The following is a 15,574-nucleotide window of genomic DNA, read 5'->3' on the forward strand; positions in this document are numbered from 1 at the left end:
AGCCCCCAGCCCCCTCAGCCCCAGCCTCCTCAGCCCCCAGCCCCCACGAAAGAACGAGGCCCACCATGACGGACGCTTCCGCGATCCGCGCCCAACTCTCCGGCACCCCGCGTGAACTGGTGCACGAGCGCCAGGAGGAACTGATCGCCGGACTGATGGACTACGTCAGCCAGCCCGGTGTGAGCGCGACCGGCGAAGGATTCCCCGCCGCCACCGACCGTGCGGTCGAAGAGGTCAAGCGGGCCGGCCTGACCCCGTCGGTACTCGTCGGCGACGGCCGGCCGCTGGTGACCGGGCACCGCGCCGGGCCCGCCGGAGCGCCGCACGTCCTGATCTACGGCCATTACGACGTCCAGCCGACCGGGCCGCGCGAGCTGTGGGATTGCGACCCCTTCGCTCCGGTCGTGCGCGACGGACGGATCTGGGGGCGCGGCACCGGCGACAACAAGGGGCAGCATTACGCGCACCTCCAGGCGCTGCGCCTCTTCGAGGAGCAGGCCGGCGCGCTCCCGTGCTCGGTCACGGTGCTGCTCGACGGTGAGGAGGAGATCGGCAGCCCGTCGCTGGCAGGCGTTCTGCGCGCACACCCCGAGCGGTTCGACGGCGATCTCGTCGTCTGGAGCGACCGTTCGGTGCACGAGTCCGGTGAATGGTGCGTCTCGCACGGCGTGCGGGGCATGCTCCGGCTCCGGCTCCGGGCGACCGGCCCCAGCCGCCCGCTGCATTCCGGCAACTTCGGCAATGTCGCGCCCAATCCGGCATGGCAGCTGGTCCAGGCGCTCGCCAGCCTCAAGGACCCCAGCGGCCGGGTCCTCGTCGAGGGCTTCGAGGACGGCCGGGAACCGCTGTCCGACGCCGACCGTGCCGCGTTCACCGCTCTCCCGCTCGATCTGCCGCAGGTCCTCGGCGACATCGGGCTGACCGAAATGGACCCGGCCTTCGACGGGCTGTCCTTCTACGAGCGGCTGGCCGACCGTCCCACGCTGACGATCAACGGGATCACCACCGGCGATGTGGCCCGGACCATCATCCCCGACACCGCGGAGGCGGGCGTCGACATCCGGCTGACGGCGGGCCAGGACCCGCAGGCCGTCTTCGAGCGCGTGGCCGCGCACCTGCGTATCCACGCGCCCGGGGTGACCGTCACCAAGTCCGGTGGTGTACCGGCCTCCAGGACCCCGATCGACAATCCGTATACGCCCAGGGTGGCGCGTGCCATCTCCCGGGTCACCGGGCGCGACCCGCTGCTGGTCCCCGCGTACGGCGGCACGCTTCCCGACTGGATCTTCACCGGGGTCCTCGGCCTGCCCAGCATCGGCCTGCCGCTCGCCAACGCCGACCAGGCCAACCACGCACCCAACGAGAACCTGCGCGTCGACTACTTCCTCGACGCCACCGCGATCTGCATGGAGCTGCTGCTCGAACTGGGCGCCTGACCCTCCGGCCCCGGCGACATCACAGGAACAGAGGCGACACCGCAATGCCCACCACACCCACACCACACCCCCCGCCCTGGCTCGTCCACGACGGCGTACTGACCGGCCTGAAGGTCCTCGATCTGTCCCGCGTCCTGTCCGGGCCGTTCTGCAGCATGATGCTGGCCGATCTGGGCGCTGATGTGATCAAGGTCGAGGACACCGCCTCGGGCGATGACACCCGCGCCTGGGGTCCTCCCTTCCAGGGGGCGGACGCGGCGTACTTCCACAGCGTCAACCGCAACAAGCGCGGTATTGCCGTCGACCTCAAGGACCCCGACTGCCTGCGCCTGATGCAGGAGCTGGCCGCCGGTGCCGATGTGATCGTGGAGAACTTCCGGCCCGGCACCGCGGCCCGCCTCGGCCTCGGCTATCAGGATGTCCGCGACCGGAATCCCGGTGTCGTGTACGCCTCCATCAGCGGTTACGGACAGACCGGGCCGTACCGGAGCGAGCCGGGCTATGACGCGATTGCCCAGGCGGTCAGCGGCGTCATGAGCGTGACCGGAGAACCCGGCGGTCCGCCGGTGCGGTTCGGGGTGTCCCCGGCCGATCTCGCCGCCGGGATGTGGGCCGCCATCGGCGTCCTGGCCGCCTTGCGCAACCGCGAGCACACCGGCAGCGGCGAGTGGGTCGATGTCTCGCTGCTGGACGGCCAGGTGGCCTGGCTGAGTTACGTCGCCGGTGGGTACTTCGCCTCCGGCGAGGTCCCGCGGCGCCATGGCTCGGCCCACCCGACGATCGTGCCGTACCAGGCGTTTCCCACCGCCGACGGGCACCTCATGGTCGCCGCCGGAAACGACGGCCTGTGGCGCCGGTTCGCCACCGCGATCGGATGCGCCGAGCTGGCCGACGACCCACGGTTCGCGACCAACCCCGACCGGGTCCGCCATCGCGGGGAACTGCTCCCGCTCATCGAGCACGCGCTGCGGGCACGCGGTGCCCGGGAATGGGCCGAGATCCTCACCGAGGCGAAAGTGCCGGTCGGTCCGATCAACACCGTCGAGCAGGCCCTGCGGCATCCGCAGGTCCTCGCGCGCGGCATGGTCGCCGAAGTCGAGCACCCCGACGCCGGCACCCTGCGCACCATCGCCTCGCCCCTCAAACTGTCCGGCCATCCGGCCACGGTGCGCACCCCGCCGCCCCGCCACGGGGAGCACACCGCACAGATCCTGACCGCCCTCGGGGTCGGCCCGCGGCAACTGGCAGGGCTCCGCGCGCGAAAGGCCGTGAAGTGACCCCCGTACCCGCCCCCGACCCGGCCTATCGGATATCCCGGTCCGGGCCGGCCGCCGAGATCCGTATCGGTGACGGCAGCCGGCGCAACGCCCTTCCCGGCCGGGCCTGGGCGCGGCTGGCCCGGGAGGTCGGGGAGCTCGGGGCGGACCGGTCGTTGCGGGTGGTGGTGATCCGCGGGCAGGGCGACACATTCTGCGCCGGTTCGGACGTGGCCGACTGGGTGGAGGCGGACACCGGCTACGTCGAGGAGTGCTTCGCGCAGATGGAAGCGGCGTTCACCGCGATCGAGGACTGTCCCGTTCCGGTGATCGCCGAGATCCGCGGTGTCGCCGCCGGTGCGGGGTGCCAACTCGCCCTCGCCTGCGACCTGCGGCTCATGGCGGACGGGGCACGGATCGGGATGCCGATCGCCAGGCTCGGCATCCTCGCCAGCCCCGCCTTCGCCGCACGCCTGGTCGCGCTGGCCGGACCGGCCGTGGCGCGGGAACTGCTCTACACCGGCCGGCTGCTCGACGCCCGCACCGCGGTGGCCCGCGGGCTCGCGGAGGACCGCGTGCCCGAGGCACAACTCGCCGCCCGCACCGGCGATCTCGCCACCGCGGTCGCCGGCCATCCGCCCGCGGCGATCCGGGCCGCCAAGCTGGCGGTGACCGCCGCGCTGGCACCGCAGCGGCAGGCCGCCGCCGTCAACCCGCGGTCCGCGGTGGCGCGGTCCGACTTCGACCGGGCGATCAGCGCCTTCCTCGGGCGGCGGTCGGCTGCCGCGCCGGTCCCGCCTGCCGCGCCGGCGCCGCCTGCCGTGTGAAGGTCGGCGCCGGTCGGTGCGTCCCTCCTGTGCCGGTCCGGGGCGCCGGCCGGGGGCCTCGGGGGCCAGTTCCGGAAAGTGGCCGGAAAACGGCCGGATACCGGCCCAAGGGCTCTGGGCAGCGGTGGGGCCGGTGGGGTAGATCAGGAGGGGGGAGGGCACGGTGGCCCCTGGCGGTGTCGTGGCAGGAGATCGGAGAGCAGGCTGCATGTCCGTACGACGTCTGAACCACGCGGTGCTTTACGTCCGTGATGTGGCGCGGTCGGTAGCGTTCTACACCGACGCGCTGGGGCTCACGGTGGGGACGGAGGTGCCGGGACAGGCCGCTTTCCTCAGCGCTCCCGGCTCACTCAACGATCATGATCTGGCGCTGTTCGCGGTGGGAGCACAGGCGCCGGGGCCCGAGGCCGGGCGGGTCGGGCTCTACCACCTGGCCTGGGAGATCGGCACGCTCGGCGAGTTGGCCGCGGCCCATGCGCAGCTCGTCGAGCGGGGCGCGCTGGTGGGGTCGAGTGATCATCTCGTCGCCAAGTCGCTGTACGCCAAGGACCCGGACGGCAACGAGTTCGAGGTGATGTGGCGGGTCCCGCGGGAGGACTGGCCGGGACCGGACCAGCCGGAGCGGCTGCGGCCACTCGATCTGGCGGAGGCGCTGCAGCGCTGGGGACCGGACCTGGCGACGGGGGCGGCGGCCGGTTCGGCCACCTGAAGGGGGGCGGTGCCCCGGCGCCACTACGGGTGCGCCGGGGACGTCTGCGGGGCGTGGGGCCCACGTGCCTCAGGCGTGTGGGGCCCCCGTGCCTCAGGCGTCCGGCGTGGCGGGCCCCGCCGAGCCCGTCTGCTCCGTCGGCCGGGTTCGCTCTGATGGTTCCGCCCGTTCCGCCCGCTGCGCCCAGCGCTTTTCGACGCCGGCCAGTCGCCAGTACGCCAGCGCCGCGGCCCACACCACCACGAACAGGCCGACGATGAGGAAGCCGACATTGTCGAGGTCGAGGCCGGAAATCCAGCCGGTCAGCGGGTCGTTGAGGGCAAGCTTCTCGTGCAGTACGGTCACCAGCTCGATCGTGCCGATGAAGAAGGCGACGGCGATCGACAGGCCGGTGATGGTGAGGTTGTAGTAGACCTTGCGCACCGGGTTGGAGAACGCCCACTGGTAGGCGAAGTTCATGAAGGTGCCGTCGAGGGTGTCGAACAGGCTCATGCCGGCGGCGAAGAGCAGCGGCAGGCACAGCACGGCGTACCAGGGCAGGCCGGCCGCGGCGCCGCTGCCCGCCATCACCATCAGCGTCACTTCGGTCGCGGTGTCGAAGCCGAGTCCGAAGAGGAAGCCGAGCGGGAACATCTGGCCGGGACGGGAGATCGAGCGGGTGAACCGTCCCAGAAAGCGGTTCATGAAGCCGCGCGCGTCGAGGCGCTGCTCCAGCTCGGCCTCGTCGTAGTGGCCGTTGCGCATACCGCGGAAGACCCGCCAGATCCCGGCCAGCGCGATCAGGTTGAGGGCGGCGATGAGGTAGAGAAAGCTCCCCGAGATCGTGGTACCGATCGTGCCGAGGATCTGGTGCGTACGGGACTCGTCGTTGAGCAGAGTGCCCGCGAGCTGGGCGCCGCCCGCCACCAGGGCCGCCATCGCGACGACCACGCTGGAGTGGCCCAGGGCGAACCAGAAGCCGACCGAGACCGGCCGCTTGCCGTCGGCCATCAGCTTGCGGGTGGTGTTGTCGATGGCGGCGATGTGGTCGGCGTCGAAGGCGTGCCGCATCCCGAGGGTGTAGGCGGTGACACCGAGCCCCACGCCGAAGACCTGGCTGCCCACGGCGTAGTGATAGGGCACCACGAGCAGGAAGAGCACGCCGAAGGCGATGACGTGCAGACCGGCTATGACGGCCATCAGGCCCGCGGTGCGGACGGTGTCCTGCCGGCGCCAGCGGAACGCCGCGGAGGCAGGGGTGGTACGGGTATCGGTGGACAGGGCCATCCGGCGGTCACTCTCCAGCACCTCGTGGATCACTTCGTGAGATGCCGTGGCCGGTCTCCTGGCTTAGGGGTACCTCCCTGCTCGTCAAGAGCTAGGGGGAGGGTGCACGCGCCCGCCCCGCCTTCCCGGCCGCGGGGCGCGGTCAGTGGCGCCGCAGGCGCGCCGTGCGCCTGCGGAAGGGGCGGAAACTCCCCGATCACAGTGGCGAGGGCCGCTCCGGTCTGGGACCCCAAGGTCCGTCACCGGATTCCCGAACACCACGGCCCGGTCACTCTAGCTGCCGCGGGGTGCTCGCTACCGCCCCGGTCGCACTTTGCGCCGGCGATCCCGGGGGCGTGGTCCGTGGCGGTGCCGTAAACCTCAGCAGTCCTCGGTAGTCCCCAGCAGCCCTCAGTAGTCCAGGGACGAGAGGAAGGCGTGGAGTTCGCGGTCGAAGAGTGCGGTGTTCTCCAGATTGACCATATGCGCCGCGCCCGGTATCCGGACTCTTCGGGCGCCGGGAACGGTCAGCGTGATCGCATGGGCGTTGGCGGAGATGTCCCTGCTGTCGAGGTCGCCGTCGAACACGACGGTGGGCACCCGTATCTCGCCCAGGCGGTCGGCGGCGCCGGCCTCAAAGGGCATACCGGCACCCGCGCCCTCGGCATGTACCTCCACATTGGCCTCGGCCGAGGCGCGCATCCGCTCACGGAATCCCGGGTGCACCGCGAAGGGGTCGCGGTGCGGACCGTCCACCCACATCCGCAGGAAGTGCTCGACATAGCGTTCCGCGCCGTCCGGTGCGCCGATCGCCGCCACCTGCGCCTTGATGTGTTCCAGGAGGAAGGGGTCGGTGAAGGCGCGGCCGCTGATGCCGGGGGAGGCGAGCGCGAGGGCCGTCACCCGCTCCGGGCGGGCTATGGCGGTGTCGAGCGCGACCCGCGCGCCATGGGAGAGGCCGACGAGGACGGCGCCGGGAACATCGAGGGCGTCGAGCAGGGAGCACAGGTCGTCGTGGTTCGCATAGTCCCCGGTGACGGTGGAGGACAGGCCATGGCCGCGGAAGTCGTAACGGATCGCGCGCAGGCCGGAGTTCACCAGCCAGGCGAACTGCTCGTCCCACATGTGCTGGTCGAGCATGCCGCCGTGGAGCAGCACCACCGCGGGGCCCGAGCCGGCCGTCTCGTAGAACAGCTCACCGTCGTCGACCGGCACGAGCCCGTTGTCGATCTCGGACCAGTCGGTGATTCCTCGGGTCATCTTGCGGGCCGTCCTTTGTGTGCCGGATGCGATGAGGTGGGCGTGATGGTGCCATTGTCGCCGCTCTTGCCGCTGCTGCCGCAACTGCCGGTTTCCTCCGGTGTCATGCGTGAGCCGTCCGCCAGCTGCCGGAACTCCTCGCCGAGCCGGTCCAGAACGTGCAGCGCCGTACGGACGTCCTCGGCGGACAGGTCGGCCAGCCGCTGCCTCAGCTCCGCCGCCTCGGATTCCCGGACGCCGCGTATCGCCTCCGTGCCTTCGTCGGTGAGCCGGATCAGGGACGAGCGGCGGTGCGCGGGATTCGGGGCGGTCACGACCAGGCCCAGCTCCATGGCGTGGTTCACCCAGCGCTGCACCGGCTGCCGGTCGAGCCCCATCCCGCGCGCCAACTGCGGCACGGTGCGCGGGCCTTCGGCGCGCAGCGCGTCCAGCAGCGCGTGTTCGCCGGCGGTCATGCCCGTGCCCGTCAGCTCGTGTTCCACCGCGCGGACGACCGTGCGATGCAGCGGCCACAGGCGTCGGAGGACGCCGTACAGCAGGTCTTCGGTGGGCGACGGCTCTCCGCCGTCGGTGTCTTTCGCGTCTCCGGCATGCTGCTCACTGACACTCATGATGTCATGATGACATCGCTGATGTCGTTTGAGAAGGGGGGCTTCGCGGAAAGGAATGGAGCGGAAAGGAAGGGAGGAGGCGGCGGGCGTGACGGGGCTCGTGCGGCCGGTCGACGGGAAATGACGAGAGCGGTCGGCGCGAACGGTCGACGAGAGCAGTCGCTGAGAAGCGACGAGGGAAGACGAGGGAAGGGGACGGCGGATGAAGGTCGGTTTGTTGCGTGCGGTCGGGGTGGCCACGGCCGTGTACGGGGTGGCGGTGGCGGCGCTGCCCGATCTGCTGGCACGGCCCTCCGGGCTGGCCGACGCCCAAGGGCGGACCGCGCCGGCGACCCGTACCGCACTGCGCCCGCTGGCCTGGCGGGACGCGGTGAGCGGGCTGGCGATGACGCTGGCTCCGGAAGGGCCGGCGCTGCGCACCGCCGCGTATGTGCGGATCGCGGCGGACTTCGGGGACGCCGTCGTGCTCGGTGCGACGCTGCCGGGGCGCGGCCGGAAGCTGACGGCGGTGGCGGTGTCCGCCGGGTGGGGTGCGCTGTCGGTGGCCGGGCTGCTCGCCGGCCGGCGGCGGTGGGGGAGCGGGGTCATGCGCTCGGTGGAGGTGGGGCCTCTCCGGGTGCGAAGGTGACGACGAGGTCGGCGCGGTCGCGGGTGGCCGCCACCACGCGGGCGTTGGCCTCGTCCGAGGTGCGTACGAACCGTTCGGCGTCGGCGCGTGGACGCCCGAACCGCTCGTGCCGGCCGACCAGCCGCCGGATCCGTTCCGTGGTCTCCAGCTCCACGTACCAGACCTCGTCGAGCAATGCCCGGACCCGTGGCCACGGGGCGGAGTCGAGGAGGAGGTAGTTGCCCTCGGTGACGATGAGGGGAATATGGGGCGCCACGGGGATGCTGCCGGCCACCGGCTCCTCGATACGGCGGTCGAACGCCGGGGCGTAGACGGCGGTGTCCGGTTCCGGGGAGCGCAGACGCGTCAGCAGCGCGGCGTAGCCGGCCGGGTCGAAGGTGTCCGGCGCGCCCTTGCGGTCCGTACGGCCCAGGCGGTGCAGCTCCGCCTCGGCGAGATGGAAGCCGTCCATCGGGACGAGCGCCGCCTGACCGGCCAGCTCCGCCACGAGGTGGGCGGCGAGGGTGGACTTGCCCGCGCCGGGCGGGCCGGCGATGCCGAGCAGCCGCCGTCGGCCCGGGGTCGCGGAGGCGGCGAGCCGGCGGGCGCGGGAGAGGAGGAGCCGGGGATCCATGGTGCGTCCATCGTGCCTGACGGGATGCGTTCCCGGTGCCTGACGGGGTGTTTCCCGGGTGCCTGACGGTGTGTCCCGGGTGCCTGACGGCGGGGTGCGTTTCTCGTGCCGGGGACGGGGCGCCGATTCGGGCTTGCGGTTTCCGCCGCGTCAACTCCTACGGTCATCCGTGGGGCCGGAGAGACCGGCCCGGCGAGGGAGGCACGGCAATGGCCTGGTCGATCGCGGAAGTGGCCCGGATGTCCGGGGTGACGTCCCGGACGCTGCGGCACTACGACGAGATCGGTCTGCTGCCGCCTGCAGGGACCGGAAGTAACGGGCACCGCTATTACGAGGAGGCCGATCTGCTGCGGTTGCAGCAGATTCTGCTGATGCGGGAGCTGGACCTGGGACTGCGGGAGATCCAGGCGGTTCTGGACAGCCAGGTCGACCGGGTGGCCGTACTGCGCGAGCACCACCGGCGCCTGCGGAGGGAACGGGACCGGCTGGAGACGCTGGTCCGCACGGTCGGGCGGACCCTCGCCGAACTGGAGGAAGGCAAGGACGACATGGCAAAGATCAACAGGCCGGAGAACCTGTTCGAGGGCTTCGAGACCTCCGCCGCCGAGGCGGAGGCCGAGGTGCGCGAACGGTGGCCGGAACAGTGGGAGCAGGCCCGGCAGGCCAGGGAGGCCATGACCACTGAGGACCAGGAGCAGTGGCAGCGTGAGGTGACGGCGCAGATGATCCGCACAGCGGAGTTCATGGTGGCCGGCACACCGGTTGCCGATGCCGCGGTGCAAGCCGAGATGCACGCTCACCACCAGGGCATCTGCCGGTTCTGGACCCCGAACGCGGTCGCCTACAAGGGGCTGGCCCAGACCTACGTCGACGACCCGCAGATGCGTGCCAACTTCGACTCGATCGCCGAGGGGCTGGCCGTCTACCAGCAGCAGGCGATGGTCGTCTACGCGGATGCCCGGCTGAGCTGACCGGGCCGGCTGAGTCGACCGGGCCGGCCGACGGCTCTCACTGCCGGGGGGCTGCAGACCCCCGGCGGCAAGCAGCTCTCTTCCCCTCCCCGCGCTCGGAACGTGCGACCCGCCGGACGTCCTCAGGGAGTGCCGGACGCACTCCGGTCCGCGGTGCCCAGGCGCCACAGGGAGGTGACCTCGGCCGCGCGGGCCACGTGAAGCGGGTCGGAGGTGTCGCGGGCACGCGGATGGCGCGGGGTGATGTCGTGCCGGCCCAGGACCGTCAGGCCGGCCTTGGCGAAGGCGTCCAGCAGCTCGTCGTGTCCGCGCAGGCCGAGGTGTTCCGCCAGGTCGGAGAGGATCAGCCAGCCCTCGCCGTCCGGTGTCAGATGGTCCGCCAGACCGCTCAGAAAGCCGTACAGCATCCGGTTCCCCGGGTCGTACACCGCGTACTCGACGGGTGAGGTCGGCTTCGCGGGCACCCACGGGGGGTTGCAGACGATCAGCGGGGCGCGGCCGGCCGGGAAGAGATCGGCCTCGACCACTTCCACCTGTCCGGCGACGCCCAGCCGTTCGGTGTTCTCACGGGCACAGGCCAGCGCACGCGGGTCCTGGTCGGTGGCCACGACCCGGCGGACGCCGCGCCGGGCGAGGACCGAGGCCAGCACGCCGGTGCCGGTGCCGATGTCGAACGCCAGCTCGTCGCCGGGCAGCGGAGCCTCGGCCACCAGGTCGACGTACTCGCCGCGGGCCGGGGAGAAGACGCCGTAGTGCGGATGGATACGGTCGCCGCCGAGCGCCGGGATCTCGACGCCCTTCCTGCGCCATTCGTTGGCGCCGATGAGACCAAGGAGTTCGCGCAGCGAGACGAGCGAGGCGGTCGGATTCATGCCCTCGGCGGCGGTCGCGGCGCCTTCGGTCTCCCCGGCAGCCTCCCCGGCGGTCTTCCCGGTGGGGCCGTACGCCCTGGTGCAGGCCTCGCGGACATCGGGGGCGCGGTGCAGCGGGACGGCGAGGGTCGCATCGAGCGGAACCAGCAGCATGCCCAGGATGCGGGCGCGGTGATTCTGTGCGGCGCGGTGCACATGGAAGGCCTGGGTGACATCGGCGGGCGGCGCCTTGCGGGGGCGGCGGTCGATGCGGCGGGCCAGCGCCGTCAGCAGCTGGCGGGCGTTGTGGAAGTCGCCGCGCCACAGCAGCGCGGTGCCCTCGCAGGCGGATCTGTAGGCGTCGTCGGCCTTCGTCCGGTCGTCCGCGATGACGACGCGGCGTGGTGGCGGGGTGCCGTTCTCGGAGCGCCAACGGGCGGAACGGGGCTCGTCGGCCTCGGTCCATTCGACGACCGGCGGTTGGTTCACCGAAATGTGCCTCTGTGTGTGGTTCGGGCCCGTCCCAGGGGTGCCGCTGTGGTGCGGCGCCGGTCCGGTGCCGGGGGGAGCGGCCGGGCGCTCGCGGAAGACGGCGGGCGGGGTGGTGGACGGTTGACTTTACTCCGTATCGGCCTCGGGCCCTGCCCCTGCCCGGCGCCGGCAGCGCACGGCCGACGCCGGGCCACGCAGGACGAAGCCGGGGCGGGGTGGGCAGGACAGGGCCTGGGGCAGGCGGGGCCGGCGCCAGGGCCGGGGTCAGGCGATGCCGAACGCCGTGGCGTAGCGCACCGTGCCGCGCGGGGGCGGGGAGCCGTCCAGGGAAAGCGCCATGAAGGCCTCGTCCGGCCAGGGCTGCGGGGGCAGGATGCCGAAGCGGGTGGCGGCCGGTGCGAATCCGAAGCGTGGGTAATACGGCGCATGGCCGAGCACGATCGCGGTCCGCTCGCCGGCTTCCCGCGCCGCCTGAAGGAGCGCCCTGATCACCGCGCCGCCCGCACCGCACTTCTGGTACCCGGGCAGCACCGCGCACGGGGCGAGCGCCACGGCAGGGACGTCGTCGACATGACAGCGCGTCAGCAGCGCATGGGCGACGGGGATGCCGTCCGGTGCCTCGGTGACGTAGGACAGCCCCGGCAGCCAGGCCACCGGGTCGCGGCGCAACGCGTCGACGAGGTCCGCCTCACCGGCCGTCTCGAAGGCGGCGAGGTGGATCCGGCGGACGGCCGGTATGTCCCGGGCGGTTTCGGGGCGGGGGTGCCAGGTGCCGGGGGCCGGGGCGTGAGGGGTGGTGGCGCCGGGGGAGGTGCCGCCGGGGGTGGGTGAGCCGTCGCTGTCGTGGGTGCCGCTCATGTGCTTCATCGTCGCACCGGGGTCTGACAGCCCGGCCAAGGATTTCCGCTCCGAATGGCTGGTGACTGGCGACTTGGTGGCAGGTGGCAGGTGGCAGGTGGCAGGTGGTCGGAGGCCGGTGGTCAGCCGAGGCCTCGTCCGGGCCTGCCGGCCTGTCGGCCTCCCGGCCTGCCGGCCTCCCGGCCTGCCGGCCTGTCGGCCTCCCGGGCTGTCGGCCTCCCGGGCCGCGCAGCGTCCCCGTCAGTCCGCGGCCCCGTGTTCCGGGCGGCGTATCAGGAAGGCGGCCGCGGACCCGGCGGCGAAGAGGGCCATCACGGAGAGGGCGGTGCCCACCCAGGACGTGCCGAGCCACTGCCCGCCGAAGTAGCCGAGGCTGACGCTGTAGGCGGCCCAGGCGAGGGAAGCCAGCGCGGACCAGGGAAGGAACTCGCGGACCGTACGGTGCGCAACGCCGGCCCCGAGGCTGACCACGGAGCGCCCGGCGGGTGCGAAGCGGGCCAGGACGACGATGCCGCCGCCGCCTCGCGTCAGCGCCGTACCGAGTCGTTTCTGCGCCGCCGTCAGGCGGCGGGAGCGGCCGATGGCGCGGTCGAAGCGGTCGCCGCCGCGCCAGGCGAGCCGGTAGGCGGCCATGTCGCCGAGCACCGAGGCGGTGGCCGCGCACAGCATCAGGGAGAACATCTCGGCCGGGTGCGTACCGGTGTGGACGGATGAGGTGACATCGACGCCGCCCACCGCCTCCGCCGCGGTGCTGGTGCCGGCGGCAGTGGTGGCCGCGGCGATCACCAGGACTCCGCTGGGCAGGATCGGCACGAACACATCGAGAACGATCGAGACACTGACGATCACATACACCCAAGGGGTGCCGCTGAGGGACCCCAGCTTTTCCAGCAACGCCCTGCTCCCGGTCCGAACCCCGCCGCGACGTCGCTCGGTGCGGCAGGGGCGGCCCTTACAGCCATACAGCGTACGCCTGGGCTCTGCGGGCGCCGGCCGGGGGTGGACGGTGCGGCGCCCGCAGCCCGTACGACGGAGACGCCGCACGGCCCGCGCGACGGCGATGCCGTACGGGCCGTGCGAGGAGGCGGGGCCGGGGTGCGCCGGCCCCGCCGGCGCGTGCGTCAGGCGGCGGAAGGCTCCTGGCGTGCGGTTGAAGCCTGCTCCTGCCGGTCCTCGCCGAAGAAGACCCGGTCGAGTGCCCATGTTCCGGGGCCGGAGAAGAAGATCAGCAGGAAGGCCCAGCAGAACATCACCGAGGCCTCACCGCCGTTCTGTATCGGCCACAGCGCGGAGCCCTGGTGCATGGAGAAGTACGCGTACGCCATCGAGCCGGAGCTGATGAATGCCGCGGGGCGGGTGCCCAGGCCGAGCATCACGAGGATGCCGCCCGCCAGCTGGATCACGGCGGCGTACCAGCCCGGCCAGGCGCCGGTGGGGACGGTGCCGCCCTGGCCCATGGCGCCACCGAGGACGCCGAAGAGGGAGGACGCCCCGTGGCAGGCGAAGAGCAGGCCGACGACGATGCGGAAGAGCGCGTGCACGTGCGGGGCTGATCTCTGGATGAGCGAGGACAGGGGTGCGGACATGTGGGGACTCCTACGGTTTCTGGGGACGAGGTAACCGCCGGAGACAGAGGTTAGGGACACCTAAGCAGTACTTGCAAGTTCAACTTCTGGCCGAATCGGACCTTTGGCCGGAAACCGCCGAGCCGGTCACCGTGACCGCGGCCGTCCCCGCTCCTGTCCCCGTGACCGCGCCCTGCCCGGTGACCGGGCCCGCCCCTTTTCCCGCCCCCGTCCCCGTCCCCGTCATCGCGGCCCGCAGCGCCGCCCGGGCCACGGCGTCCGTGTCCGCCAACGTGACCGACCCCACTCCTGGACGGGCCCCCGCCGCCGTCACCCAGTGCACGCCCTCCGTGGGCACCCCCACCGCGAAGCGCCGCGGGTGGCGCGCGCCGTTGGCCCTGACGAGGTGGTACGGGCTCGGCGACACATCGAGGCCGCCCGTTTCGTAGCCGTCCGTGGTGTGCGGCCGGCAACCGCCCTCGGCCAGCAGCCGGGCCAGCAGCGGGTCCGCGGTGTACCGCAGATCCGGCTCCGGCAGCCGCGCCTCGATCAGCGCCGTCGCCGTCACCTCCGAGCCCGCGACGTCCGGCGAATGGGCCGTGAAACCGGGCCCGCGGCCGTCGGCGCCGCCGAGCCGGACGGTCATCCGGGGGCCGGTCACCTCCAGCACCCCCGCCTCGATCAGCGCGGTCATCTCCTCGATCCGGCGCCGCGGCGGCCCGATGGACAAGAAGGCGTTGAGCGGGGTGTACCAGCGGTCCAGGTGCCGGTGGCGGGAGGCGCCGGCCAGCCCGCCGTGGTCGACGATCTGCCGCAGCTCGTTGCGCAGATCCCGCAGCACGTCGAGGGCCGCCTTGAGCGGGCCGGACACATTGTCCTGCCGGGCGTGTGCGACGTCCTGGCGCAGATGTCCCAGCAGCCACTCCCGGAACGCGGCCCGGTCGGCGAACGACCGCTCCGCGTGCGGCCGGGCGATCCGGTCCCAGTCCCAGCGATCGGCCGGTGCGATACCGAAGGCGCCCAGGGCGGCGGCCTCGTCGGTGCCGCGGTGTGCGCTGCTCAGGAAGCGCTCCCGGAAGCGGCGGCACGGCTCCCCGCCCGCACCGCGCCGCCTCAGCAGCGCCTCGTAGTAGACCGCTTCCACCTCCTTGGCCACCAGGGGCCAGACCTCGGTCAGGAAGTCGGGCAGATCGCCGGAGTCCGCGCGCTTGCGGAAGGCCGCTATCACGTCCGGCGTCAGCAGCAGCGGCAGATGGCGGCCGTGCGCGCCCTTCGCGTTGTCGCCGCGTGCGTGGTAGGGGATGCCGCGGCGGGAGCCCGCGTACAGCCGGGGTTCGCGGCCGGACGGCAGATAGGTCAGCGCCCCGTCCGCACCCTCGACGAACCGGCCGCCGCGGGCCGTGGTCAGCAGCGCCATGTGATCGAAGAAGTTGAGACCGAGACCGCGCAGCAGTACCGGGCGGCCCGGGGCCAGTGCCGCCAGAGGAGCGGAGAGGTCGGCGGGGTTGGCGGGCGGGAGATAGTGCAGGCCGTGCCCGGCGGCGTAGTCGGCCAGGCGCTGTTGCTCGGGGCCGGCCACGGCCGGCAGATGGCCCTGGGCGAGCACCACCGCCCCCAGCCCGTGCAGCGACCGCCCGTCGTCGAGGGTGAGCGACTGCGAGCCGTCGGGGGCCTCGGCCAGGCGCACCGCGCGGGCCCGGTGCACCACCACCGTCACCTCTTCGGGAGCGGTGCGCACGGTCCGGCCGAAGACCCACTCCAGATAGCGGCCGTACAGCGCACGCCCCGGATAGTCGTCCGGGCCGACCTCACAGCCCTCCCAGGCGTACAGGCTCGGCCCGGTGCGTATCGGCCCCGCGCACTCGACGCTGTCGTCGGTGAACAGCGTGACCTGCGAGGCCACGGTGTTCATCAGCAGCTCGGGGGGCTGGGCGGTGCGCCACACCTGGCCGGCGCCGGGCGGGGCGGGGTCGATGACATGGACGGTCAGCCGGGCACCCGGGGCCAGTTCGGCGGCCGAGGCGCAGATCCGCTCCAGCACGCTCGTCCCGCGCGGCCCCGCACCGACGAGGGCGAGAGCGGGCCGTGGCGGGCGGTCGGCGAGATGATCGGCGGCCAAAAGGGGCTCTCCCTGGGGCGGCGGACGGCCGGCCGCGCGGGCGCGGCCGCCCGAGAGTGCGGGCGACGGGCAAAGGTGCGCCCCATCATCACCGCCCGATCCGCCGTTGCAGCACCCGGGGGTGGGCAAAAAA

General features: G+C 72.6%; 15 protein-coding genes and 1 riboswitch. Of the genes, 6 read left to right on the forward strand and 9 right to left on the reverse strand.

Features of this window, described 5'->3' with window-relative positions; translation table 11 throughout:
* Positions 1–65: 65 nt before the first annotated feature.
* From OHS81_RS25900 to OHS81_RS25915, 4 genes are all read left to right on the forward strand, one after another.
* Positions 66–1,436 carry a M20/M25/M40 family metallo-hydrolase gene (locus OHS81_RS25900; protein ID WP_328387048.1) on the forward strand — a complete coding sequence of 457 codons (1,371 nt, stop codon included), beginning with the start codon at positions 66–68 and terminating at the stop codon, positions 1,434–1,436.
* Positions 1,437–1,480: 44 nt separating this feature from the next.
* Positions 1,481–2,713, forward strand: coding sequence for a CaiB/BaiF CoA transferase family protein (locus tag OHS81_RS25905; RefSeq protein ID WP_328387049.1), 1,233 nt, complete (start codon positions 1,481–1,483; stop codon positions 2,711–2,713).
* On the forward strand, positions 2,710–3,519 hold the full coding sequence (locus OHS81_RS25910) for an enoyl-CoA hydratase/isomerase family protein (protein ID WP_328387050.1): 810 nt from the start codon (positions 2,710–2,712) through the stop codon (positions 3,517–3,519). Before OHS81_RS25905 ends, OHS81_RS25910 begins: the two co-directional genes overlap by 4 nt.
* Before the next feature lie 208 nt (positions 3,520–3,727).
* The gene (locus OHS81_RS25915) at positions 3,728–4,228 is read left to right on the forward strand and encodes a VOC family protein (RefSeq protein ID WP_328387051.1); all 501 of its coding nucleotides are present in this window, start codon (positions 3,728–3,730) and stop codon (positions 4,226–4,228) included.
* A gap of 93 nt (positions 4,229–4,321) precedes the next feature.
* Here the strand turns inward: OHS81_RS25915 and OHS81_RS25920 are convergent, their stop codons facing one another.
* The 3 genes from OHS81_RS25920 to OHS81_RS25930 form a co-directional block, all read right to left on the reverse strand.
* Positions 4,322–5,527 carry a HoxN/HupN/NixA family nickel/cobalt transporter gene (locus tag OHS81_RS25920; protein ID WP_443058766.1) on the reverse strand — a complete coding sequence of 402 codons (1,206 nt, stop codon included), beginning with the start codon at positions 5,525–5,527 and terminating at the stop codon, positions 4,322–4,324.
* Positions 5,526–5,771: riboswitch (cobalamin riboswitch) on the reverse strand. It overlaps the preceding gene by 2 nt.
* A gap of 113 nt (positions 5,772–5,884) precedes the next feature.
* Complete coding sequence (locus OHS81_RS25925) at positions 5,885–6,733, reverse strand: alpha/beta fold hydrolase (RefSeq protein ID WP_328387052.1); 849 nt, start codon at positions 6,731–6,733, stop codon at positions 5,885–5,887.
* A complete protein-coding gene (locus OHS81_RS25930; RefSeq protein WP_328387053.1) occupies positions 6,730–7,344 on the reverse strand; it encodes a MarR family winged helix-turn-helix transcriptional regulator in 615 nt (204 codons plus the stop codon). Before OHS81_RS25930 ends, OHS81_RS25925 begins: the two co-directional genes overlap by 4 nt.
* A gap of 202 nt (positions 7,345–7,546) precedes the next feature.
* Here OHS81_RS25930 and OHS81_RS25935 point away from each other — a divergent pair, with 202 nt between their 5' ends.
* Positions 7,547–7,972 (forward strand): hypothetical protein, encoded by a 426-nt coding sequence (locus OHS81_RS25935; RefSeq protein WP_328387054.1) that lies wholly within the window; start codon positions 7,547–7,549, stop codon positions 7,970–7,972.
* Here the strand turns inward: OHS81_RS25935 and OHS81_RS25940 are convergent.
* Complete coding sequence (locus OHS81_RS25940) at positions 7,929–8,585, reverse strand: nucleoside/nucleotide kinase family protein (protein ID WP_328387055.1); 657 nt, start codon at positions 8,583–8,585, stop codon at positions 7,929–7,931. The genes OHS81_RS25935 and OHS81_RS25940 overlap by 44 nt on opposite strands.
* Positions 8,586–8,794: 209 nt before the next feature.
* On the opposite strand from OHS81_RS25940, the gene OHS81_RS25945 reads away from it, so the two are divergent.
* Positions 8,795–9,556 (forward strand): MerR family transcriptional regulator, encoded by a 762-nt coding sequence (locus OHS81_RS25945; RefSeq protein WP_328387056.1) that lies wholly within the window; start codon positions 8,795–8,797, stop codon positions 9,554–9,556.
* Positions 9,557–9,678: 122 nt separating this feature from the next.
* Here OHS81_RS25945 and OHS81_RS25950 read toward each other — a convergent pair whose 3' ends face one another.
* The 5 genes from OHS81_RS25950 to OHS81_RS25970 all read right to left on the reverse strand — a co-directional run bounded on the left by OHS81_RS25950 (position 9,679) and on the right by OHS81_RS25970 (position 15,441).
* Entirely contained in the window at positions 9,679–10,896 is a 1,218-nt protein-coding gene (locus OHS81_RS25950) for a class I SAM-dependent methyltransferase (RefSeq protein WP_328387057.1), read from the reverse strand.
* Between the two features lie 267 nt (positions 10,897–11,163).
* Entirely contained in the window at positions 11,164–11,757 is a 594-nt protein-coding gene (locus OHS81_RS25955; RefSeq protein WP_328387058.1) for a GNAT family N-acetyltransferase, read from the reverse strand.
* A gap of 240 nt (positions 11,758–11,997) precedes the next feature.
* Positions 11,998–12,651, reverse strand: a complete 654-nt coding sequence (locus OHS81_RS25960; protein WP_328387059.1) for a DedA family protein — start codon at positions 12,649–12,651, stop codon at positions 11,998–12,000.
* 227 nt (positions 12,652–12,878) lie between these two features.
* Positions 12,879–13,343, reverse strand: a complete 465-nt coding sequence (locus tag OHS81_RS25965) for a DoxX family protein (RefSeq protein ID WP_328387060.1) — start codon at positions 13,341–13,343, stop codon at positions 12,879–12,881.
* A gap of 79 nt (positions 13,344–13,422) precedes the next feature.
* Positions 13,423–15,441, reverse strand: coding sequence for an FAD/NAD(P)-binding protein (locus tag OHS81_RS25970; RefSeq protein WP_328387061.1), 2,019 nt, complete (start codon positions 15,439–15,441; stop codon positions 13,423–13,425).
* Positions 15,442–15,574: the final 133 nt, after the last annotated feature.

Source organism: Streptomyces sp. NBC_00400 (genome assembly GCF_036048035.1).
GTDB lineage: Bacteria > Actinomycetota > Actinomycetes > Streptomycetales > Streptomycetaceae > Streptomyces.

What these genes read in the sequence shown, in the direction of transcription:
- OHS81_RS25900 (WP_328387048.1), top strand. Translation starts at nt 66, where the DNA reads ATGACGGACGCTTCCGCGATCCGCGCCCAACTCTCCGGCACCCCGCGT.
- OHS81_RS25905 (WP_328387049.1), top strand. Translation starts at nt 1,481, where the DNA reads ATGCCCACCACACCCACACCACACCCCCCGCCCTGGCTCGTCCACGAC.
- OHS81_RS25915 (WP_328387051.1), top strand. Translation starts at nt 3,728, where the DNA reads ATGTCCGTACGACGTCTGAACCACGCGGTGCTTTACGTCCGTGATGTG.
- OHS81_RS25925 (WP_328387052.1), bottom strand. Translation starts at nt 6,733, where the DNA reads ATGACCCGAGGAATCACCGACTGGTCCGAGATCGACAACGGGCTCGTG.
- OHS81_RS25930 (WP_328387053.1), bottom strand. Translation starts at nt 7,344, where the DNA reads ATGAGTGTCAGTGAGCAGCATGCCGGAGACGCGAAAGACACCGACGGC.
- OHS81_RS25935 (WP_328387054.1), top strand. Translation starts at nt 7,547, where the DNA reads ATGAAGGTCGGTTTGTTGCGTGCGGTCGGGGTGGCCACGGCCGTGTAC.
- OHS81_RS25940 (WP_328387055.1), bottom strand. Translation starts at nt 8,585, where the DNA reads ATGGATCCCCGGCTCCTCCTCTCCCGCGCCCGCCGGCTCGCCGCCTCC.
- OHS81_RS25945 (WP_328387056.1), top strand. Translation starts at nt 8,795, where the DNA reads ATGGCCTGGTCGATCGCGGAAGTGGCCCGGATGTCCGGGGTGACGTCC.
- OHS81_RS25955 (WP_328387058.1), bottom strand. Translation starts at nt 11,757, where the DNA reads ATGAGCGGCACCCACGACAGCGACGGCTCACCCACCCCCGGCGGCACC.
- OHS81_RS25965 (WP_328387060.1), bottom strand. Translation starts at nt 13,343, where the DNA reads ATGTCCGCACCCCTGTCCTCGCTCATCCAGAGATCAGCCCCGCACGTG.